A 21,708-nucleotide genomic window follows, 5' to 3' on the forward strand; every position below is an offset into this window, starting at 1 on the left:
CCACTACGCTTTTGGTTCGGAAACGGCAGTCATCGCCGTTCTTATAGTCTGATAAGTATAGACAATTGTGACGAACACTAACCGAAGCTGGACGTCATTAACCGTCCCTCCACAAACCATATTTTGATAACAATTCCGTTACCCAGCTCTGGAACACACGTAATCTCAACGGCAGATTTCGACGGCTCGGATACAACAACGATATAGGTAAGGAGGGTGCTTTATAGGCTTCGAGAATCTGTACCAGGTCCCCGCTTTCAAGATCATCCTGAACGTCAAATTTTGGAACCTGAATAATGCCAATACCTGCCTTTGCACTGGCGATATAGGCCTCTGCGTTATCCACGGTAATCGCACTCTGCATTTTCATTACCCGTTGCCGACCGTCCTCCACGTATTCCCATTCTGCCGCTAACGCTGGCAGATTGACCGCGTAGTTGACAAGAATGTGGCCACCCATGTCGTCTAGAGACATCGGCGTACCATGCTGCGCTAGATAAATCGGACTGGCACAGTTTATGACTTCGATATCACCCAATTTTCTGCATACCAGCTCGGAGTCTGGGAGGTGTCCGACCCTGACCACACAATCCACGCCCTCCGTCAGCATGTTGATGATTCGGTCGTTCATACTGAATTCCAGTTTTACCCTTGGATTCTGCTTCAGAAACTCAGGCAATGCCGGAATAACGATACGACGCCCGATACGGCTCGGGATATCTACGTGCAAGCGCCCTTCTGCCTGTTGGGGGCTTTGACGAAATATCGATTCTGCCGCCTCAAAAGCCTCTACAAGCGTTTGTGCAGCCTCGAAAAACTGCAACCCATCGTGAGTGGGCACAACTTGCCGGGTCGTACGCTGCAATAGTTGGGCTTCCAGCCGATCCTCCAAGGCCTGGATAGTCGTAGATACGGTCGAGCGGGGAATGCTCAGTGCTTCAGCCGCGCGCGTGAAATTCCCGCTTTCCATAACCTGGATAAAAACCTGTACTTGCCGAATCCTGTCCATACCATCCAATTGTTCGTGTTTTTCGACAACTGCTGTTCTAAATGCATTATTTATTCAGGATAACCTACAGCCTAACCTGATTGTGAACCTGGCGGGAAGCATCCGCCAATCGAAAAACACACAGCAAGGGATAAAGACAATGTCTCGAAACAGCATTGAAGGCAAAGTAGTGCTCATAGCCGGTGGCGCCAAGAACCTGGGCGGGCTCCTGGCAGAGGACCTTGCCGCCCATAAAGCGAAAGCCATCGTTATTCATTACAACAGTGATTCAACAAAGGCAGCGGCCGAAGAAACGGCCTCTAAGGTTCGTGCCGCAGGGGCTGAAGCTGCGATCTTTCAACAGGATTTGACCAAGGCTGACAATGTCGAAAAGCTATTTGCAGACACCGAGGCGACTTTCGGCAAGCCGGATATTGCGATCAATACCGTAGGCATGGTGTTGAAGAAGCCCATGGTAGAAATCAGCGAGCAAGAATACGACGCCATGAGTGCGATTAACTCGAAGTCCGCATTCTTTTTCCTGAAAGAGGCGGGGAAATACCTCAATGACAATGGAAAGATCTGCACGTTAGTGACCTCTCTGTTGGGCGCCTACACACCTTTCTATGCGGCATATGCGGGTATGAAAGCGCCAGTGGAACACTTTACCCGGGCCGCCTCCAAAGAATTTGGGGAACGCGGCATTTCAGTGACCGCCATTGGTCCCGGCCCAATGGATACACCTTTTTTCTACCCAGCAGAAAGCGACGATGCTGTAGCGTTTCACAAAACGGCAGCCGCCCTTTCGTCGTTCTCCAAGTCTGGGCTAACAGAAATCGAGGATATCGTCCCCTATGTGCGATTCATGGTATCCGAAGGATGGTGGATGACGGGGCAAACCATTTTAGTGAACGGTGGCTATACTACCAAGTAATCGGACAACCAAGAGGAGGCGGTGTTACCGCCTCCTTAACCTACTGTCGACCTCATTCTCTTCACTCGCCATATACCAGTACTAGAGGACTCAATTAATGCATACCTTAATGATTATTCTGGGTGGTTTCGCTCTTCTGGCTGTTGCGATCATTGTCACCCGGACTACGGGCCGGACGTTCAAATCTGTTTTGCCCCTCTACATTGTTGCCTGGTTCCTGTGCGCAGCGGTAAACATGGGGGTTGGGATCCTTCATGCCGGATACTCCTTTATGGCGGAACTGCCTATCTTCTTGTTCGTTTTCGGCGTGCCGGCACTGACCGCAGTCATCTTTGCGAGAAAGCTATAAGGCGCCTGCATGAGTCACCGCGTGCGCACGACAGGCGCTGGCAAAGGTCAGTACGTCTTCAAGTTGCTCCGGGTCTTCGCCCAACGCTTCAAGACCGGCAGCGGTTATATCCAGGTCCGACAACCGATAGAGCAACCCACCAACGAACGTATCGCCGGCATCCGGTTACTGGGTGAAATTGCCAAAAATGCGTATCCAGTACTTCATAGTGGCGCTGTGTTTCGCGCTGACAGCGATTAGCGGCATAAACACCATCTTCTTTTCATTTTGGGTTGATAGCGACTATGTTGGTAGAGAGGATGTATTAACTCACGACACTTGCCCCGCAATAATTTCAACTACTTACATGCTCCTATCGGGCAGGTTGCAAGGAGAACGACACATGTCGACAACACAAGAAGCGCCCTTATCAAATGATGTGGCCGCCTGGCTTGATCCGGAAATGGACTCTGTTAAAGGTACGGAGACCCCAAAGGATCCGAACAAAGGCTATATCGCCCTGCTTGGCTGGAGCGTCAATGCCATCAAGGCCGCACAGAAGTTCGACCGCCGCTACATCGTAGTTGCTCCAGAATGGGCTACGGATTTCTGTACCGCAAACAAGATTCCCTTTATCCCTTGGGACTTTATCCGTTTGAATGATCGGTCCCTGGAGATTGCTCAAAGGCTGAAAGAGGAAGGCGTTGACGTTGCCATACCGTTGTTTGAAGAGACCGTTGAGTGGTCTGGGGCGATCAACTCAGTGCTCCTGGACAGCCCTCGCATGTACGGGCAGTCGATTCTGTTCCGTGACAAGGCTTTGATGAAGCGCCGTGCCCAGCTTGGCGGCATTCGGGTCGGGATCTTCGAGGAGGCCCACGAGAAAGACGACATCGTCCGTTTCATGAAGCGTGTCAACCAGACCCTGTTGAAACTGGATGGCGACCCGGACGACCCCATTCACGTCAAGGCGTTTGACAAGGCTGGTTGCCTCGGCCATCGAATGATCCGTACGCTTGAGGAAATTGACAACATTCCAGCGGAAGAATATCCGTTGCTCATGGAAAGCCATCTGAGCGGCTGGGAGTTTGCCGTTGAGGCATGGATTCACGACGGCAAGATCAAGTTTCTCAATATCTCTGAGTACGTAACGCTGGGCTATTCCGTTTTCGTTCCGGCGACCGAGCAACTCGAAAGCTGGCGTAATGCCATCACCAAGCAGATCGAGTTGCTGATCAAAACGTTCGATATTAAGTTTGGCTTGATTCACCCGGAGTACTTCGTTACTGCTGATGGTGAAATGTACTTTGGTGAGGTTGCTTACCGCCCACCCGGCTTCAAGGCGTTTGAGCTGATTGAACGTGCGTATGGGTTTAACGCGTACCAGGCGTCAATGCTGGTATTTGACCCCAAGAGCACCAAAGAGGAAGTGGAAAAATTCTTCCCACGCGAAGTGGTCGATGCCAAGGGCTATGCCGGTTGCTTCGGTGTTTATCCGCGCCGCCGCGTGGTCAGCAAGCTGGAAATGCCTCCGGAATGCGTTGATCACCCCTATTTTGAGTCACACGAACTCGTTGCACCGGTGGAAGAAACGGTTCCTGACCGGTCCGCCTTCGGCACTCACTGGGGCCTGGTCTTCTTCTTTGGCGATGACCCCATCAAGATGCGGGATCTGTTGAAAGCCCAGGAGGATTTGGACTTCTACGTCTAGGGCAGTCACCGCCCACTCAGGAGCTCTTGATATGGCGTTCCATGATTCTGACCTGTAACTCGGGAATCATGGAACGCCTTTCTTCAAACTATCCCCAACTGTTTATTAACGGCATCACGAATTTCCCGATAACGATCAGGATTCGTGGCCAGGGTATCCAGATCATCTTCAGGAAAAATCTCTTTCTTCGCTTTCCTGGCTTCCTCTTTGGAAAAAATGGCCGGTAGCAGTTGTTCAAGGCACCGCAGCATAACCTCCGGCGAAACCGATGCCCCTGGCGATGCTCCCAACAACGTTCCGTACGTCTTGTCCTTGGACACGAGAATTTCCGTTCCCATCTGCAGGTCGCCGTCCTTGATAATCTGAACCCGTTGGCCAGCGTGAACCGGTTTCCATTCAAACTTTTTGCTCAGGCCGGGCGCAAAGCTTTCAAGCTCCTCGAACATGCTCTTCTCGCCCTTGAAGGTCTCTGAAACCAGGTATTTCACCAACGGAAAGTGCTCCAGAGTGACATTCAGCAAACCTGGAATATCATGCAGGCGCATTGCCCGAAGGTAATCAAAGAATCCGCGGCCTTTCTCAAGAACGGGCTTGAAGGAGGCGAAAGGGCCGAACAGTAAGTAGTGCTGGCCATCTGCCACCCGAAGATCCAGATGCGGCACAGACATGGGAGGCGCGCCCACTTTTGCTTTACCGTAGGTTTTCGCCCGGTAATGATCAGCCTGCTCTGCACTGATCGGGGCTTGTAGAAAACGCCCACCGACTGGAAAGCCAGTAAACCGCTTTGCAAATGGCAGGTGGCTTTTCTTCAGGATTGGGAATGCACCCCCACCCGCACCAACAAACAGCACATCGGCCTTGTAGCGCACGGGCGCTCCGTGACGTTCGGTTTCAACAAGCCAGCTCCCTGCAGGGCTCTTGTGCACGCGCTTTACGTGGGTGCCGTACTCAATCTTCACACCGAGATCCTGGGCGGCATGTTTCGCCATTTGTTGGGTCAGAGCACCGAAATTCACGTCCGTGCCTGTTTCTATGACGGTCGCAGCCATCTTTTCATGGCGAGGACGCCCTTCCATCAAATAGGGGATCCAGCTCTTGATTTCGTCGAAATCCTCTGAGAAACGCATGCTCTCAAAAAAATGATGAGCAGACATTTCCTTGAACCGCAGTCGCAATTCGTCGATTGAGGATTCAGAGACGATGGTGCAGTGCTTGGTCTGATTGATGAACGTCTTGGGGTCCTTGATCGCGCCTTTTTTGATCAGGTGCGCCCAGAACTGCTTGGCCACGTTGAATTGCGCATGGATCTTCAAGGCCTTTTCGACCGAGATAACTTCTTCGTCCACCGGCGTGTAATTCAGCTCGCAGTTCGCCTCATGTCCCGTGCCGGCGTTGTTGAACACCCACGAGTTACCCTCTCCAGCGCTCTCCAATCTCTCCAGGATGGTGATATTCAACTCAGGAGCCAGCTCTTTTGCCAACGTGGCAAACGTGGTTCCCATAATCCCCGCGCCGATGATCATTACGTCCATAGAGTCTATCCACCCGCTTTAGTTTTCTGATATCCAACGATAAAGTTTGCTTGCCCGAAGGTACCACGCTTCCATCGAACACTGAAAACCTGCCACATTCCTGTTTTTCCATCTGGGCACTTCATCTGGCGTCCAGTTTCTACGCCAAATGCCGAATAGTGCATCAGTATACTGTGCCAGCCGGTCAGTCTACACTGATGGCCGCGACGGATATGGAGCGCATTTATGACGTCTGGACAATTTGAGGGGGCTACCCCCATCCCTTCAAGGTTTTTGCGCAGGCTTGGCCCCGTTGCGACAATCGCCCTCGCCCAACTGTTCGGAACATCGCTGTGGTTCAGCGCCAATAGTGCTACGGATACCCTGATGACCAGTTGGCAAATCAGTGCTGCTGATATTGGCTGGCTGACCAACGCAGTTCAGGGCGGCTTTATCCTGGGCACAATGATCATGGCTTTGGGAGGCCTGGCAGAGCGGTATCGTGCCAGTCTTATTTTTGTGGTGAGTGCGGCTTGCGGTGCTTTGTTCAATGCCTGCTTCGCCTGGTTTTCGGAGGGTCTGGCCAGTGGCATTGTGTTCCGCTTCCTGGTTGGCCTGAGTTTGGCGGGCATCTACCCCGTAGGCATGAAGTTGATCGTCAGCTGGGCTCCCGAGCGGACCGGGCAGGCCCTCGCCCAGCTTGTCGCCATGCTGACGCTCGGCACCGCACTGCCCCATGCATTGCGAGAAGCCGGTGCGGACCTGCCATGGCAGTACGTCATCCTGGCATCATCGCTACTTGCGCTATTTGGCGCCGTTCTTATCCATCTGCTTGGAGATGGCCCTCATTTACCAGGTGCAGGCCAGAAAAAACAATCATCGGGCACCGCCTCCGAGCGACCGCTGACGGTCTTTGACGCCTTCAAGGTCAATCGATTTCGTGCTGCAGCCCTGGGCTATTTCGGGCATATGTGGGAGCTTTACGCGTTCTGGACGGTCGTACCACTGCTTGTGGCCAATACGGCACTCATCAGTGAATACTCGGCCGTCGGATTATCCGGTATGGCGTTCAGTATCATTGGCATCGGCGCTTTGGGGTGTCTTGTTGGGGGATTCCTGTCACGTCGTATTGGGAGTGCAAAAGTTGCGGTCGGTGCACTGGCCTCCTCTTGTGTTTGCGCAGTGGTGTTTGCTCTCTTCTGGCGTGACTTGCCTGCCATGTGGCTGGGAATACTCCTACTCGCCTGGGGCGCGACCGTGATTGCGGATTCTCCCCAGTTCTCCGCCCTGTCCGCGCAAGCTTGCCCAAAGGAAGTAGTTGGTGCCGCGCTGGCGATTCAAAATTCCATCGGCTTTGCGATTACCGTGGTATCGATCGCTGCAACCACCGCGCTGTTCGATCGTATCGGTCTGGACGCGGCCTGGCTGCTGGTTCCCGGCCCAATTGTCGGATTACTGGGGTTCGCCTGGGCATCCCGCCGAGCCTCGACGTTCGAAACAGACGCCTGAGCCACGGAGACCGTCCCAACTTACCCTACCGAAGTCCGGATATCAGGACAGCACTGTCCGATAAATCAGACAGCTTTATCCCCATTCTGAACATTGTGTCGCTAAAACCAGACACTCAGAGCGGATGTTCCCAATCCCAACGCCTACCAATTCGCAAATGCTTCTATAAAACAATGACTTAGAGATCTGGCACGGTTCCTGTTTGGTTCAACGGAATAACGATAAAAACAAGCGCTTTCAACAAGAAAGAACGGGTGCAGACTTCACTCGGACAATAATAAGGAACACCCAATGCGTACGCTCCTCCTGGCTCTTCTGCTAGTAAGCCCCCTGTGTTTCAGCAAAACTGTGGTGATTATCGAGAGCTATCATCAAGGCTATAAATGGGACGCTGATTACATCGCCGCCGTCCAATCAGTGCTGGGCGACGACCACGACATTCACGTGCTTGCCCTCGACACTAAAAGATTGCCGAAATCAGAATGGCCCCAAAAAGTAGCCAGCCTCCAGCAATCCATTACCGAGATCCAGCCTGACATTGCCATTCTGGGAGACGACAACGCATTCTCCCTCATGGCCAACCACTTGGTTGAGCGGAAGATTCCGGTTGTTTTCCTGGGTGTCAACGGCGGTCCCGCGCAGCACCCTACCCTGGAACACGATTTGGTCGCCGGTTTGCTGGAACGGCCATTTTTTGAGGAGAGCATCCGTCATCTTCAGAAAGTATTGAAAGTGGATAAACACTTTCTTGTATTAATGGACGACTCACCCACCATGCGAAACGCAGTCAATGAATACTTCGGCGACAAGAGAAGTGCCGAAATATATGGCTCCAAACTGGACATCGTCCTTACCAACGACAAAGACACCTGGTTGCAGTCGGTTGTTCGGGCCCACGAACTGTACGATGCAATCATCGTTGGCACCCACCACACCATCCGGGATGCAGAGGGCACCTACATCGCACCGGACGAACTCATTACCAGAGCGTTCAATCAAAGCCGGGTTCCCATCTTTTCCTTTTGGGATATCAACATTGGTAAGCAGCAAGCCATTGGCGGCTTCACCATTTCAGCTCACCAGGAGGGCATTACCGCCGCTCGCTTGGCATCCCTCATCCTTAATGGAGTCAAGCCCGCCCGCATTCCGAAAATGAATTCCCTGAGCGGGCACTACATCTATAGCCGAAGCGGCATGGCTCATTGGAACCTGGAGCTTTCCCCCATGATTGCGACCCAAGCAAACTTCGTTGAATAAATTGGTTGGGCGGCTCCAGATTATGCCGGAACAGCCGTTAACCAAGAGATCTCGCACGCATACACGCATAGAGGGGCAGACCAGTGGCTGTAGAAAAACTAGAATTCATTGAACGCCGGCTTGGTGTAAGCGGAAAACTCCTGATAGCACCTGTTTTCATTCTGCTTTTGTTCGCCCTCGTCACCTTTTACAGCATCCGGGAATTTCAGAGCCTTGATGCGCGAATGGATACGGTGGCAAGGGATCTGGCACCGGAAACCGCCGTTGCGACCGGTGTGCTTATCAACCTTTACACCATGAGACTGAGAGTCTTCGACTACTACGCCACCGGTAACGAAGACATCCTGGCCCGCTTCGAGCAGTTGGAGACAGATTTCTTCAGGGAGTTGTCGGCAGCGCAACAGACGATCAAAAGTGCCGACCGTGTGCAACTGGTTGCAGAGATCGAAGAGGCGACTTTGCAGTACGCGAATGTCTTCAAAAGCGAACTGGTGCCCGCCAAGCAGCAAGTAAAAAATATCATTGCCGACGAACTGGACCAGTACGGCCCCACAGCATCAGAGGCACTGCGCAGGGCCATTGATGGCGTTACCAACAGAGAACCGGATAGCCGGTTGCGCGTCGTTCTGGAACAGCTGATTCACGATACCCTCATGATGCGAATGGCCTCACAGCGCTTCTTTGCCGATGGCGACGAATCCTCGGAAACTGCATTGGGTTATGCCATGGAGGATATTTCCGATGCGCTCGAGTTTCTGGACATGGATTCGGTCCCCGACTACGTCAGGCAGTATTTCGATACCGCGATAGCGGCACTCGAGAAATACCAGGCTTCGGTCAACGAGCTGCTGGTTCAGCAAAAGGCGATGATCCGAACAAAGGAAGACAGGCTTGACGTACTGGGCCCCCAAATCACTGACATGGCGAGGAATCTTGAGAAAGAGGTTTTTGCCTCCCTCGAAACCGTGGCCGACGAAGCGGAAGCAGAGACCGAGACGGCACTCAACCTGACACTCGCCGCATTCGTTGCGTCTGTCGTTCTGGGCCTGGTGGTCGCCCTGCTGATGAGCCGTATGATGGGTAACAGCGTCAAGCGTGCCCGGTCAGAAATTCTGGGTTACCTGGAAAACATTGGAAATAACGAAGGCGACGTTTCTACCCGGCTGACCAAGGGCCGCCCTGACGAGATTGGCGATTTCATCTCAGCGGTCAATGCCTTCCTGGAAACCCTGGAAGACATCATTTCCCGGATTGTCGCGTCGTCCCGGCGTCTCAGTACGGAATCTGAGTCATTGTCTGGCATTACAAACAGCACCACTGCCAATGCCGAACAACAACGGGACCAGGTGACTCAAGTTTCGGCGGCGATGCAGGAAATGGTCTCCACCTCCGACGAAATCGCGTCCAACACCAGTGACACAGATGAATCCGCACGCCAGGCCGCCGAGCTGGCAGGAACCGGCCAGGAAACGGTGGCGACCGCAGTTAAATCCGTTTCCCGACTCGCAGAACAGGTCGAGGCAGGGTCAAAGCGCATCCAACGGCTTGAGCAGGAATCCGGTGAGATCGGTAACGTACTGGACGTTATTCAGGCTATCGCAGAACAAACCAACCTCCTCGCCCTCAATGCCGCCATCGAAGCAGCACGTGCGGGAGACGCAGGCCGTGGGTTTTCGGTGGTTGCTGATGAGGTCCGGGGGCTTGCCAAGCGGGTTCAGGATTCAACGGTCGATATCGAGCGAATCGTCTCGAATCTGCAAAGCGGTGCCGCCGGCGCGGTGGTTGATATGAGCAAGGCCAAACAGATGGCCTCTGAAGCCAGTGAAGAAGCCGGCAAGTCTGGCGCTGCTCTGTCAGAAATCATGGCGGCCGTAAACCGGATTGTGGATATGACAACGCAGGTTGCAAGTGCCACTGAGCAACAGCGGGCGACCGCTGCTGAGATGACTCAGAACGTGGAGGCCAGTAGTAGTGCCATCGACAAGCTCACCGACGATATTGCCCACGTTAACCAATCCAGCAATTCCCTGGCGGAGATGGCGGAAGACCTTAACGGCCTGGTGCGTCGCTTTAAAACGTCAAACTAGGACCCTTTTCCGCTTGTGTTAACTGCGTCATGGGCGACATGTTCAATTACTGATACTTTCAATACTCAAACAATAGCTATAAATACAGCGTATCAGGGAGAGATTCACCCATGAGCCATTCACGTTTTACCAGGATGCCCAGCTTTCTTGCGGCGCTGACGGTGTCCTTTTGTGCAGTCGCTCAGGCCGATCCTGCCGACACCATCTTTGCTGCTGAAAATGCCCTCTACGGTGCTGGCTATGATATTGGCAAGGCCGATGGGTGGATGGACGACACCCTGCGCTCGGCCATCCGGAAGTATCAATCCGGTCGAGAGGGGTTGCAGGCCACTGGCGATCTGGACCCACAAACGTTGTCTGCCCTGGGAATCGCCGTTAAGGATGGCGATGCCGTGACTGGCAACAGCGCGCGAAGCCGTGAGGGGGCGATGGCTGACGCGGGAATCAGCAAGCAGCGTTTCGGGTCACCCAGTGCAAAACAACCCATTGCAGCTGCGCCTGAACCGGAGGTTAAGCCGGAGCCAGTGCCAGTATCGACTGAAGCGCCAACCTTGGAAGAAGAATCAGCACCTGCTCCGGAGACCATCGTAGCAACAAACGATAAGCCGGTGATTCAGCCCGAAACGGAATTAGCTCAAGATTCAAAGCCTAAACCTCAAATCGCAGAGGAACCTGAAACCGAACCCGTTGCAGTTGCGGCTGTTGAAGAGCCCTCAATTGTTGAAGAGACATCAACGGTCGAAGAGCTCTCAACCGTTGATGCAGAACCTTCCGTGGCTCTCAATGTGCCTTCCGAGGCGACCGAAGAGACATCAACGGATGTTGACTACCAGTTGCCAGAAGAACCGACGGCTTCTGGCAATCCGGAGATTTCGGAGTCATCGCAGGCAACGAGTTCGACCTCAGACAACACTTCGGAATCCACCACTGTCGCGAAAAGCAGTGGCGGTTTTTTCAGCTCGTTATTCGACTTCCTCTTCGGCTGGCTGATCTGAGGACATACGCGTATTCCGAAATGCGTTGGATTAGCTCACACTGGGCGGCCTTGTTTCAAATTTACTGACTTGCAGCCAAGGCCAACCACCCCATGCCCTCTCAATTGCAGGAAGCTCCCTACTCTCCCGCCAGGATTACACTGATCATATTCTCACTCGCCATGGGCGGGTTTGGGATAGGTACGGGAGAGTTTGCCATCATGGGGCTGATGCCCGGCGTTGCCGCGGATCTGGGGGTTACGGAACCACAGGTCGGCCACTTGATCAGTGCGTACGCGCTGGGCGTTGTCGTGGGAGCGCCGCTCCTGGCCATTGGCGGTGCCAGGCTTTATCGGCGGCACCTGCTGATCCTGTTGATGTCGTTCTACGCGCTGGGAAATATTGCCAGTGCCCTGGCGCCGGGGTACGGATCACTTCTGGTGTTCCGGTTCATCGCCGGCCTCCCCCATGGCGCCTATTTCGGTGTTGCCGCCCTGGTTGCCGCCTCACTCGTACCTTTTAACAAACGGGCCAAGGTCGTGAGCCTGGTCATGATGGGGCTTACCCTCGCGCTGTTGATCGGAAACCCACTGGCAACGATTCTTGGGCAACATCTGGATTGGCGGTATGCCTTTGGGTTTGTGGGTGCTATCGCAGCCCTTACCGGATTGATGATTGTTCTTTTCCTGCCTCTCAATCGACAAGAGGAACGGCAAAGCCCATTCTCGGAAATCCGGGCGTTCAATCGCCCGGAAATCTGGTATCCGCTCGCCATCGGCTCCATCGGGTTTGCCGGCATGTTTTGTGTATTCAGCTATATGGCTCCAACATTGTTGGAAGTCACCGGGGTCAATCCCTTCTGGATTCCAATCGCACTCGCGGTCTTCGGGCTCGGAGGATTCGTTGGCAACATCCTCGGAGGTTGGCTGTTTGATCGCCTCCAGTTCCGCAGCGTTGGCTGGATGTTGTTGTGGAGCATCAGCATGCTGCTTCTGTATCCCTACGCCACAGAAACCATCTGGACCATGCTGGTGATGTGCTTCCTGGTCGCCTTGATGGTTGGCCTTGGGCCCGCGCTGCAAACCCACCTGATGGACGTGGCGCACGGTGCCCAGACACTGGCCGCCGCCTCTCACCACGCAGCGTTCAACGTGGCCAATGCTCTTGGACCCTGGCTGGGCGGGATGGCTATCAGTGCCGGCCTAGGATGGCAGTCCACAGGGTATGTTGGTGCCACAACCGCCGTTGCCGGGCTCGCGATATTTCTATTGGCATGGCGTCAGCAGTCCGGCCCAGAGCGTGTCGACGACGACGTTGCGCTTAGCCAGGATTCCTGACCGCGTTGCAGGTTTTGCGTTCACGGGTGGCGCCGTTTGCCAGTACAACACCTATCAAGAGCAGCACCACGCCACCCCACACGGCCCAACCATAAGACTCACCAAAGAAAACGATCCCGAACAATAGGCCAGCGGGTGTAATCACGAACCCCAATTGGCTGAGAAACGTTGGCGATGTCCGCTTCTGTAAGTGAAAGAAGCCGCGATAACTGATCGCAGTCAGGACAGACTGAACGGCCACAATGGTCCAGAGATCCATCCCGCTAACAAGCAGCGAATGTGCGCCCCCAGTCACCACGACCACCAGTAAAATCAGTACGGCACCGGCGAGAAGCATTCCAGGGGCCAGCTGCTCTGGAGTAGCCCCTTTCGGCCAGTGAGACGTGCGATACACATTGCCAATAGCGAGGGACAGTGGAACCAACATACCTAACAGCAGCCATGGCAGCGAGTCCGGATTGATGCCCGCCGGATTGGGCGACAGAATCCAGACACAACCGGCAACGCCCAGACTCAGCCCAACGGACTTTTTCCTGCTCAGTGTTTCCATGCCCAGAATGACGGAGATCCCGTAGGTGGCAAGGGATGGCAGCGCATAGAGAGTCGCCGTCAGGCCGGACCCAATATTCGCAACAACAATGAAGGCCAGCGCATTGGGTACGGCAATGGCGGTCAGTCCGCTGATGCCAAAGTATTGAATCAGGGGCCTGCTGAATCGCACCGGGGAACCCCGGCGACCGCAGAGAACCAGCAGGATACCGCCACCCAAAGCCTGCCAGAAGGCGTACGCCAGTGGTGTCATGCCGACGTCCATGGCGGCCCTGGAAAGCGGCAGCATCAGGGCAATCAGTACGCCAACGCCCAATAACAGAAGCATGGACGTTACATCGGGTTGATGAGATGCGGTACTCGCATGTTGTTTCATGGTTTTTTCTCCGTTAGTTGCGAGCCCTATCATCCCGATGCGGCGACCACGGATCACCACACGTTTCGTGAAAACTGCTTTGCCGATTTGCGCATCGATTCCCCGAAACTCATCGTTTAGTGTCAGCAGTCAACCAACCACCAAAACCGACAGAGGAAGACTGTTATGGATTTTCTGGAAGCCCTGGAATGGCGTTACGCCACAAAACGCATGAATGGCAAATCTCTCCCGGAAGGCACACTGGAGAGAATACTGGAGGCCACACGATTGGCGCCGTCCTCTTATGGGTTGCAACCCTACACCATCAAAGTCATCAGCGACCGCTCGCTGCTTGAGCGCATCCATGAAGACGCTGCACCGCAACCACAGGTCAAGGAATGCTCCCACCTGTTGGTGTTTGCGACCAAGACGGATCTGGATGACTCAACGGTTGATCATTACATCGAGTTGGCGGCGACAGAGAGAGGGGTTGCGATTGCCGATCTGAACGGGTTCGCTGACGCTATCAAAGGTACCATCAATGGTTTGGAAACGGCCGCTGACAAGCAGGCCTGGGCCGCAAAACAGGCATACATTGCCCTGGGCTTTACCCTTGCCGCCGCCGCTATAGAGCGTGTCGATGCCTCGCCGATGGAAGGCTTTGATCCAGCCGCCCTCGATCGCGTCCTGCGATTGAACGAGGATAATCTGAGCAGCGTGGTCATTGCAGCATTGGGGTACCGTGATACGGCGGAGGACCGGATGGCGAACATGCCAAAGGTGCGCAGACCCCTGTCCCAACTGATTCAAAGGGTCTGATCAACAGGCCCGATAGAATTCAGCCACACACCGGCGCTTGCCTGTATAATTCCCTCATCAATCAAGATCTGATGTGGAGCGCCGGCATGGACCGCCTCAAGGGTGTGGAGTATTTCAAGCGAATTTACGAGCTGGGCTCGTTTACGGCTGCTGCCGACGAGTTCCACTGCTCGAATGCAGTTATATCCAAGTATGTCCGGTTCCTCGAATCCTGGACGGGCTCGAAGCTGATCAACCGCAATACCCGTACGATCAGCTTTACGGACGAAGGCGAGCGATTCTACACCTATTGCCTTTCTATCATTGAGCAGACCAGCGAAATGCTCGATTCCGTTGCTGATACCGGCGATCTGTCGGGCGAGTTGGTTATTGCCAGCCCGGTTTCTCTGTCGATGAAAGTGATGGCCCCGTTAATTTTCCAGTTTCGGCAGGCATATCCGCAGCTGACGATTCGATTACAGATGAGCGACCAGTTGACCAGCCTGGTCGGCTCGGGTGTTGATCTTGCCATTCGCGGAATCGGATCCCCCGAGGATTCTTCGCTCATTGCGGTTAGACTGGGAGCGCTCGAAAGGGTTCTTGTTGCTTCTCCAATGTATCTGGCGTCCGCCGGCACACCGTTAACCGTAGAAGATCTCCGACAGCACCAGTGCCTTATTTACAGCCTCAGCACCGATGCGAAGAGCTGGGAATTTGTTCCAGCTGGCGCTGCAGGTAGAAGTCACGCCCCCTTTAGCGTTGCCGTATCCGGGCCCTTGGTGGCCGATAATTCGCTTGTATTGGTTGATGCGGCTGTGGCTGGCCTTGGAATCGCACTGGTCCCACGCGCATACATCAGGCAGGAGCTTGCGGACGACAAACTGCGGAAGCTCGAACTGGACGCGTTGCCTGCCCGGCGCTCCATCTATGCAGTATACTCAGACCGCCACTACCTGCCGCGTCGAGCCAGGTTGTTTATCGACTTTCTACGAGCCAGCCTCGAATCAGGATGACACGCCTTTAGCCCGCATACGTAGCAGGATCTCCTCAGCGATATCCACCCGTACTTTTCCGCCCTCAACCAGCTCTCTCGCCACGGTGTCAATTTCCGGGCCTTTCGCACCGGCCATGACGGCGATATTCTTGGCATGAAGGGCCATGTGCCCCTTCTGAATTCCCGTGGTAGCGAGCGCTTTCAATGCCGAGAAATTTTGTGCGAGCCCGACAGCCGCAATCACTCTGGCCAATTTTTCAGCGGTTGTGGTATTCATAATCTCCAATGCAATGCGGGCAGTCGGATGGGATTTGGTCGCCCCACCAATCAGCCCGACAGCCATCGGCATCTCTATCATTCCGGTCAGATTACCGTCCTGATCGACTTCCCACCGGGTCAGCGAACGATACTGCCCCGACCGCGCGGCATACGCGTGAGCACCTGCTTCAACCGCACGCGTATCATTACCGGTAGCCAACACAACGGAACTCACCCCATTCATAACCCCTTTGTTGTGCGTTGCAGCCCGGTACGGATCAATATCCGCAAAATCAAACGCCGACAGAATTCCCTCTCGAACCGACTTCCCACCAATGGCGTCCAGCGACCAAGTGGCTCTGGCCCTTGCGAGGCGACGATCGGCGAGGTTAGACAGAATCCGGAGATACGTCTTGCCGCCGGTCCATTCCGCAATCAGAGGGGCCACCGCTTCGGCCATGGAATTAACGGCATTTGCGCCCATCGCATCGCGGGTGTCGACGATCAGATGGGTAATGACCATGGGTCCGTTGCGCCCCCCTTCGAGCACCCGTACCTCCAGATCTCGATAGCCACCGCCATGTTTCAGCAATACCGGGTCGGTCTGGTCACAGATTTCTCGAATCCTCTCTTTGTTCTCAAGAATCTGAAGTCGCGCGAATTCGGGATTACTGACATCAATAAGCTGTACCTGGGCAATCATTAACGAGCCTGACAGGGATGTAGTAAACCCACCGGAATCGCGACATTGCCTTGCCGCGTTGCAAACGGCGGCAACGACGGATGATTCCTCAGTTGCCATCGGAATGAGGACGTCCTCACCGTCAACAATCATGTTCGTCGCAACGCCCAGAGGAATATTCATGGTACCGACAGCGTTCTCGATCATTGAGTCCACAACAGACGCTTCGAGATTACCGGTATTCGAGAGTTGTGCCTCTACACTCCGATCAAGGCCAGCAACCTCCATGACCTTGTTGAGCCTTTCTGACATTGAAAGCTTGTGAAAGCCGGATATACGGGAGTTTTGAGTGTGCATTTAAAGAATCTCCATTACATTTGTCAGGAAGCCAGGCGTTGGGATAGCTGGTTAGGCAACCAGGTCACCAAATCCGGGAATACCATAAACAGGACCAGCGCTATCATCTGAAGCAACAGGAAAGGAACAATGGCGCGATAGACCGTTTCCATCCCGATACCGTCAGGAAGCACCCCTTTGATGTAGAACAGGGTGTATCCGAACGGCGGGGTGATATAAGCCATCTGCGCGGTGATCAGGAACAACACGCCAAACCAGATCGGGTCAAAATCGAAGGCGTTAATAATGGGAAGGAACACCGGCACACAAAGCAGAATGATGCCGATCTCATCCAGGAATAGTCCTAGCAGCACCAGGATGCCCATCATTGCAAGTAACACCAGCCAACGGTTCAGTTCCAGATCCTGGATAAACGTCAACAAGGAGTCCGCGCCACCAGTACCGGTGAAGATCGATACAAATATTTTGGCGCCGATGGTGATCCACATGATCATGGTGGTCACGCGCAGCGTATCCATTGCAGCGGCACTCAGGTTGGCGGGCGTGAAGGTACGCTGCAAAGCCGCTGAAACCATGGCGCCCACCACGCCAACGGCGGCTGCCTCGGTCGGTGTAGCAATACCCGCATAAATACTCCCAAGCACACTGAAGACAATCAGCGTCGGAAGAATCAGGGACTTAAGCGACGCAAACATGTCACGTACCGATACTTCCACCTGCTCCGGACGTGGCGCCACACTCGGCTTCAACAGGGTGCGGATCACTACATAGGCAATGTACAGCCCTGCCAACACCATGCCCGGAATGATCCCCGCCGCAAACATTTTTCCCACGGACACCTGCGCGGTTGCCGCGTAAACAATGGTGATGATTGACGGTGGGATCAGAATGCCCAAGGTGCCACCGGCACAAATGGTGCCCAGTGCGAGTTTTTCGTCGTAGCCTCGGCGGAGCATGGATGGCAGTGCCAGAATACCCATTGCCGCAACGGCCGCCCCAACGATGCCGGTCATCGCCGCCATCACAGTGCATATTGCGATGGTGCCCACCGCTAGCCCACCGGGTAGCCGTCGGAACCAGAGTTCCATGGCCTTGTACAAGGCTTCAATGATTCCCGACCGCTGCAGGATACTGGCCATGAGCACGTAAAGTGGTATTGCGAGGAGCACATCGGATGTCATGACATCGAACGTTTGCAAAACCGAAAGAACAAGAGCATCTGTTCCCCAGAGCGTTACGGTAAAAAGCACAGCCAGAGATATAAGAACGAACGCAAGTGGCATCCCGCTGAGCAGCAGCACCAGCAGGGAGATAAACATCGCGGACAGAACAAAGGTCGAGCTCATGACGCGCTCCCCCCGCCCGTCCGGATTCGGACGATTGCCTGCAACGTTTCCGCAATCGACTGAAGCAAGAGCAGCGTAAAGGCGACCGGTATCAAGGTTTTTGCCGGCCATATCGCTGGATTCCATGACGAGAACGACGTTTCACCGGATTCAATTGAGTTAACCGCAACCGGAATGCTCTGGTAGATCAGCACACAGGCAATCAACCCGATGACGGGGTAGATGCCCGTATCCACGATGGCAGCTGCCCTTGCAGACAATTTGCCATAAACAATATCGACATTGACGTGTCCGGCTGTGTGCAGAAGATAAGGGCCAGCCAACATAAAGTAGGGGCCAAGCAATAACGTGGACAACTCCAGCGCCCAGACAGTGGGCGCATCGAAAAAGTAACGGGCAACCACCTCATAGGAGATGACGGCAACCATGATGAACACCAACAACGATGCCAACACTGCCAGCCACCGATTCAGACCAGTGACGGCCTTGCAGTAGCCCTGAACAATAGACATAACTACTCCTCACTCTGCGGTATCAGCCCGGCGAACCGGGCTGGTTCTGATTAATGGCAGGGTGGGTATTATTCCAGCAGTCCCAGTTCCTTCATGAACTCGACCTGACTGTCCAGGACCTTGTTGGCCAGTTCATCGTCGCCAGCCGCTTTTTCCCAGGCTTTCATGGCGGTTGGGCGGCCTTGCGCCACGGTATTGGCGTCCAGGTGGATGATTTCGGCTCCCTGCTCTTCGAATTTCTTCAGAGCAACTGCGTCCTGAGCCACGTTGTGCTGGCGAAGGGCTGCGGATACTTCACGGGCAGCACTTTCCAGCGCAGCCTTGTAGGAATCCGGCAATTTATCGTAGGCACGCTGGTTGGCAACATAGCTGGTAGCAGTGGTAGGTTGGTGAAACCCCGGCACGATAACGTACTTGGCCACTTCGCCAAGGCCTGCTTCCAGGTTGGCAGTCAGATCCCCCCTGTCAGCAAAGTCAATCACGCCTTTTTCAAGTGCTTGATAGACTTCAGCGGTCGGCAACGGCGTGGTCGATACACCGAATTCCGCCATTACAGTGCTGGCCAGGCCGACAAAACGACCTTTTTTGCCTTCAACGTCGCCCAGTGTGTTTATCGGAAACTTGGAGTGAATGGGTTCCTGGCCGTAAACGGTGGGTGCGATATAAAAAAGCCCTGCCTTTGCATAAGCTTCGCGGGCAAACTCAAGGCCGCCACGCTCATAGAACCAGGCTTCATATTGGTCCGACTCAGGAAACCCGAACGGAATCGTGCTTGTGAATGCAAACGCGGGAATCGAGCCTGCCTCGTAACCATCAAACGTTTTCATCATTTCAAAGGCACCACCCCTCACGGCTTCAAAGGCCTGCGCCGAAGGAGCCAGTTGGCCGCCAGCAAAAAGCCGGATAGTAAATTGACCTTCGGTCAGTTCCGAAACACGGCTGACAAATCGTTTCTCAAATTCGTAGGGAGTGGTTCCTGCATCCCACAATGCCTGCATTCGCCAGTTCACCTCAGGCAGCTCTGCGGCCGACGTCACACCGGTAAACATCGCGGCGGCAGCAACCAAACCTTTGCAGGCATGACGAAGACCGACAACGGTCTTCTGGCGTATCGATTCGTTCATAGTGTTCTCCATCGTACTGGTGGTTATTGTGTTTATTATTGCCGCGTACACCTGCATGGCGCACCTGTACAAACTAGGACAGCTGACTAAAATGGACAAGTGACACTTAATGCATGTGTACCACGGACTGTACCAGTCTATTTACTGGTACAATTTGGAGTTGATATGGCAAGTGAAGTATCCCGGGCGCAACACATCGCGGACACATTGATTCAACAGATCGACTCAGGACAGCTAATGCCCGGGTCTCGGCTGCCGTCCATCCGGGTGGCGGCCGAAAGCCATGGGGTTTCAAAGAACACGGTAACGGATGCCTACGATCGCCTGGTGGCAACCGGTTATATCAGCCCTCGGCGGGGTTCCGGATTCTACGTGCAGGCAGCTAACCCGACACAACCTGTCCCCTATTCCGAACACGTCACAGAAGCCCTGGATCTTGTGTCACTCTTGCGCGAGCAATTGAACCAACACTATGAAATCCGTGCAGGTGACGGCCGCCTACCCGCGACCTGGATGGAGAGTTCGGAGATCGGCAGATACCTCAAGCGCAACGCCAGTGCTTCCGGCCTTGCCGACGACTTCGAGTATGGCAGACCACAAGGCCTTCAGGCTTTACGGGAAGACATTGCCCGAGCTTTGACAGACCGAGCAATCAGCGCAAGCCCCGACCAGATTCTGATGACGTTTGGCGCCAACCATGCGCTCGACCTGATCGTTCGGCATTTCGTGCGGCCCAACGACCCTGTTCTGGTCGAAACGCCAGGATATTACCCAATGTTTGGCAAACTCAAACTTCAGAAAGCCAACGTCATTGGCGTAAACCGGGAATCGGACGGGCCGGACCTGGAAATGCTGGAGGAAAAGATACGGCAGTTCAGGCCAAAGCTGTTTTTCGTGCAACCGATGGCTCACAATCCAACGGGCACATCCATGTCGCTCCAGAAGATGCATCGACTACTTACTATAGCGGAACGGCATGATCTGGTTTTAATCGAAGACGATCCCTTTGCCGATATACTGCCAAAGGCAACACCCCACCTCGCTTCACTGGATGCGCTGAACCGAGTAATCTACGTGGGAACGTTTTCGAAAACCTTGTCGGCCAGCCTGCGTTGCGGGTATATCGCGGCGAATCCCGCGTTGATTACGTCGCTGACGGACATCAAGATGCTAACGGTGGTTAACAGCTCCAGCACCACGGAACGCATTGTTCACGAGATGATCGTTAAAGGTCGGTATCGTCGTCATTTGAAGAGGCTGCGGGATCGGGTGGCCAATGCGAGTGTCGACGCGGTGTCTGCGTTGAGAGGCATCGGCCTGGACAACATCGAAAGCCCGGCGGGAGGGTATTACCTATGGTGCCCGCTTCCACACGGTGTGGACGTCATGGCACTAAGCAGGCGGGCTGCAGGAGAGGGTATTTTTCTGGCGCCCAGCCAACTTTTTGAGTTGGCTGACCAAAACGGGGAGTCCGCTCTGCGAATTAACATTGCCCATGCGAACAACCACAAACTACTGCGATTCCTACAGGCAGCCGTGCTGAAATAACCGCCTCAACTCGCTTTTCAGAACTTCCAGAACGGTGTATCCAGACGCTGTGCAACAAGCTCAGGTGGGTAACCAACGTCCTTCAGAAGACGGGGTTCCATGGTCAGGACCAGGTGGAGGAAGTTACGCTTCATTCTCCACCCTTTGTACAGTGATGCGGCTCTTTTCATTTCAATCATCCATCTATCGATAACAACAAAGGGTTAAACCGTAATCGGTTTTAAGTAGTTACCTATTTTATGGATGATTCCTGTCCGGCCCCATACTTGGAAACCACTACGAGGCCTTGTTTTGGGGCCTTTGAGCCTAGCAACTTGTACCTATGCCGCCCCGTTCGACTTCTTTACAAGCGTCTTATACAGATCATCTTTCAGTTGCAGTCGCTGTTGTTTCATCTGGTGCAACTGATCGTCTCCGATCGGGGCATCCCTGCGTTCCAGGCCTTCGATTTCCTGGTCCAGCTCTGCGTACTGCCGAAAATGGTGCTGGAACGTCGGGTCGTTCTTTCTCAGTTCGTCGATCAATTCGCCAAACTGAGGGAATTCGTTA

General features: G+C 54.1%; 20 protein-coding genes. 12 read left to right on the plus strand and 8 right to left on the minus strand.

The window, feature by feature from the left end; all coding sequences use genetic code 11:
• Positions 1 to 97 precede the first annotated feature (97 nt).
• Positions 98 to 1,009, minus strand: a complete 912-nt coding sequence (locus tag SIC19_RS19760; RefSeq protein WP_127402383.1) for a LysR family transcriptional regulator — start codon at positions 1,007 to 1,009, stop codon at positions 98 to 100.
• A gap of 139 nt (positions 1,010 to 1,148) precedes the next feature.
• Here SIC19_RS19760 and SIC19_RS19765 point away from each other — a divergent pair, with 139 nt between their 5' ends.
• From SIC19_RS19765 to SIC19_RS19780, 4 genes are all read left to right on the plus strand, one after another.
• On the plus strand, positions 1,149 to 1,922 hold the full coding sequence (locus tag SIC19_RS19765) for an SDR family oxidoreductase (RefSeq protein WP_126812751.1): 774 nt from the start codon (positions 1,149 to 1,151) through the stop codon (positions 1,920 to 1,922).
• A gap of 97 nt (positions 1,923 to 2,019) precedes the next feature.
• Positions 2,020 to 2,271, plus strand: coding sequence for a hypothetical protein (locus SIC19_RS19770; RefSeq protein ID WP_126812753.1), 252 nt, complete (start codon positions 2,020 to 2,022; stop codon positions 2,269 to 2,271).
• 9 nt (positions 2,272 to 2,280) lie between these two features.
• Positions 2,281 to 2,511: a hypothetical protein gene (locus SIC19_RS19775; protein ID WP_164732125.1), complete on the plus strand. Its 231-nt coding sequence runs from the start codon at positions 2,281 to 2,283 to the stop codon at positions 2,509 to 2,511.
• A 142-nt stretch (positions 2,512 to 2,653) separates the two neighbouring features.
• A complete protein-coding gene (locus tag SIC19_RS19780) occupies positions 2,654 to 3,961 on the plus strand; it encodes an ATP-grasp domain-containing protein (RefSeq protein ID WP_221886049.1) in 1,308 nt (435 codons plus the stop codon).
• Between the two features lie 83 nt (positions 3,962 to 4,044).
• On the opposite strand, the gene SIC19_RS19785 is transcribed toward SIC19_RS19780, so the two are convergent.
• Positions 4,045 to 5,493 carry a malate:quinone oxidoreductase gene (locus SIC19_RS19785; protein ID WP_127401237.1) on the minus strand — a complete coding sequence of 483 codons (1,449 nt, stop codon included), beginning with the start codon at positions 5,491 to 5,493 and terminating at the stop codon, positions 4,045 to 4,047.
• A gap of 225 nt (positions 5,494 to 5,718) precedes the next feature.
• Between SIC19_RS19785 and SIC19_RS19790 the strand changes: the two genes are divergently transcribed.
• From SIC19_RS19790 to SIC19_RS19810, 5 genes are all read left to right on the plus strand, one after another.
• Entirely contained in the window at positions 5,719 to 6,981 is a 1,263-nt protein-coding gene (locus SIC19_RS19790; RefSeq protein WP_127401235.1) for an MFS transporter, read from the plus strand.
• A gap of 351 nt (positions 6,982 to 7,332) precedes the next feature.
• The gene (locus SIC19_RS19795; protein ID WP_227517740.1) at positions 7,333 to 8,238 is read left to right on the plus strand and encodes an ABC transporter substrate-binding protein; all 906 of its coding nucleotides are present in this window, start codon (positions 7,333 to 7,335) and stop codon (positions 8,236 to 8,238) included.
• An 83-nt stretch (positions 8,239 to 8,321) separates the two neighbouring features.
• Complete coding sequence (locus SIC19_RS19800) at positions 8,322 to 10,325, plus strand: methyl-accepting chemotaxis protein (RefSeq protein ID WP_127401233.1); 2,004 nt, start codon at positions 8,322 to 8,324, stop codon at positions 10,323 to 10,325.
• Positions 10,326 to 10,435: 110 nt separating this feature from the next.
• Positions 10,436 to 11,320 (plus strand): peptidoglycan-binding domain-containing protein, encoded by an 885-nt coding sequence (locus tag SIC19_RS19805; protein ID WP_127401231.1) that lies wholly within the window; start codon positions 10,436 to 10,438, stop codon positions 11,318 to 11,320.
• 92 nt (positions 11,321 to 11,412) lie between these two features.
• Positions 11,413 to 12,636 (plus strand): MFS transporter, encoded by a 1,224-nt coding sequence (locus tag SIC19_RS19810; RefSeq protein ID WP_051946929.1) that lies wholly within the window; start codon positions 11,413 to 11,415, stop codon positions 12,634 to 12,636.
• On the opposite strand, the gene SIC19_RS19815 is transcribed toward SIC19_RS19810, so the two are convergent.
• Positions 12,620 to 13,561 (minus strand): DMT family transporter, encoded by a 942-nt coding sequence (locus SIC19_RS19815; RefSeq protein ID WP_052479532.1) that lies wholly within the window; start codon positions 13,559 to 13,561, stop codon positions 12,620 to 12,622. The genes SIC19_RS19810 and SIC19_RS19815 overlap by 17 nt on opposite strands.
• 165 nt (positions 13,562 to 13,726) lie before the next feature.
• On the opposite strand from SIC19_RS19815, the gene SIC19_RS19820 reads away from it, so the two are divergent.
• Positions 13,727 to 14,359 carry an NAD(P)H-dependent oxidoreductase gene (locus SIC19_RS19820; protein ID WP_075194826.1) on the plus strand — a complete coding sequence of 211 codons (633 nt, stop codon included), beginning with the start codon at positions 13,727 to 13,729 and terminating at the stop codon, positions 14,357 to 14,359.
• Between the two features lie 86 nt (positions 14,360 to 14,445).
• Complete coding sequence (locus SIC19_RS19825; protein WP_041334887.1) at positions 14,446 to 15,351, plus strand: LysR family transcriptional regulator; 906 nt, start codon at positions 14,446 to 14,448, stop codon at positions 15,349 to 15,351.
• Here SIC19_RS19825 and SIC19_RS19830 read toward each other — a convergent pair.
• The 4 genes from SIC19_RS19830 to dctP all read right to left on the minus strand — a co-directional run bounded on the left by SIC19_RS19830 (position 15,343) and on the right by dctP (position 19,611).
• Positions 15,343 to 16,629, minus strand: coding sequence for a hydroxymethylglutaryl-CoA reductase, degradative (locus SIC19_RS19830; RefSeq protein WP_085680745.1), 1,287 nt, complete (start codon positions 16,627 to 16,629; stop codon positions 15,343 to 15,345). The two genes, SIC19_RS19825 and SIC19_RS19830, sit on opposite strands and share 9 nt — an antisense overlap.
• Positions 16,630 to 16,652: 23 nt before the next feature.
• Positions 16,653 to 17,975, minus strand: coding sequence for a TRAP transporter large permease (locus SIC19_RS19835; RefSeq protein WP_041334889.1), 1,323 nt, complete (start codon positions 17,973 to 17,975; stop codon positions 16,653 to 16,655).
• Complete coding sequence (locus tag SIC19_RS19840) at positions 17,972 to 18,487, minus strand: TRAP transporter small permease subunit (RefSeq protein ID WP_075194823.1); 516 nt, start codon at positions 18,485 to 18,487, stop codon at positions 17,972 to 17,974. Before SIC19_RS19840 ends, SIC19_RS19835 begins: the two co-directional genes overlap by 4 nt.
• 68 nt (positions 18,488 to 18,555) lie before the next feature.
• Positions 18,556 to 19,611, minus strand: coding sequence for a TRAP transporter substrate-binding protein DctP (dctP, locus tag SIC19_RS19845; RefSeq protein ID WP_127401227.1), 1,056 nt, complete (start codon positions 19,609 to 19,611; stop codon positions 18,556 to 18,558).
• A 165-nt stretch (positions 19,612 to 19,776) separates the two neighbouring features.
• Here dctP and SIC19_RS19850 point away from each other — a divergent pair, with 165 nt between their 5' ends.
• A complete protein-coding gene (locus tag SIC19_RS19850; protein ID WP_041334892.1) occupies positions 19,777 to 21,159 on the plus strand; it encodes a PLP-dependent aminotransferase family protein in 1,383 nt (460 codons plus the stop codon).
• Between the two features lie 320 nt (positions 21,160 to 21,479).
• On the opposite strand, the gene SIC19_RS19855 is transcribed toward SIC19_RS19850, so the two are convergent.
• The gene (locus tag SIC19_RS19855; RefSeq protein ID WP_412535557.1) at positions 21,480 to 21,683 is read right to left on the minus strand and encodes a YdcH family protein; all 204 of its coding nucleotides are present in this window, start codon (positions 21,681 to 21,683) and stop codon (positions 21,480 to 21,482) included.
• Positions 21,684 to 21,708: the final 25 nt, after the last annotated feature.

Source organism: Marinobacter sp. MIT930201 (assembly GCF_047122665.1).
Taxonomy (GTDB): domain Bacteria; phylum Pseudomonadota; class Gammaproteobacteria; order Pseudomonadales; family Oleiphilaceae; genus Marinobacter; species Marinobacter salarius.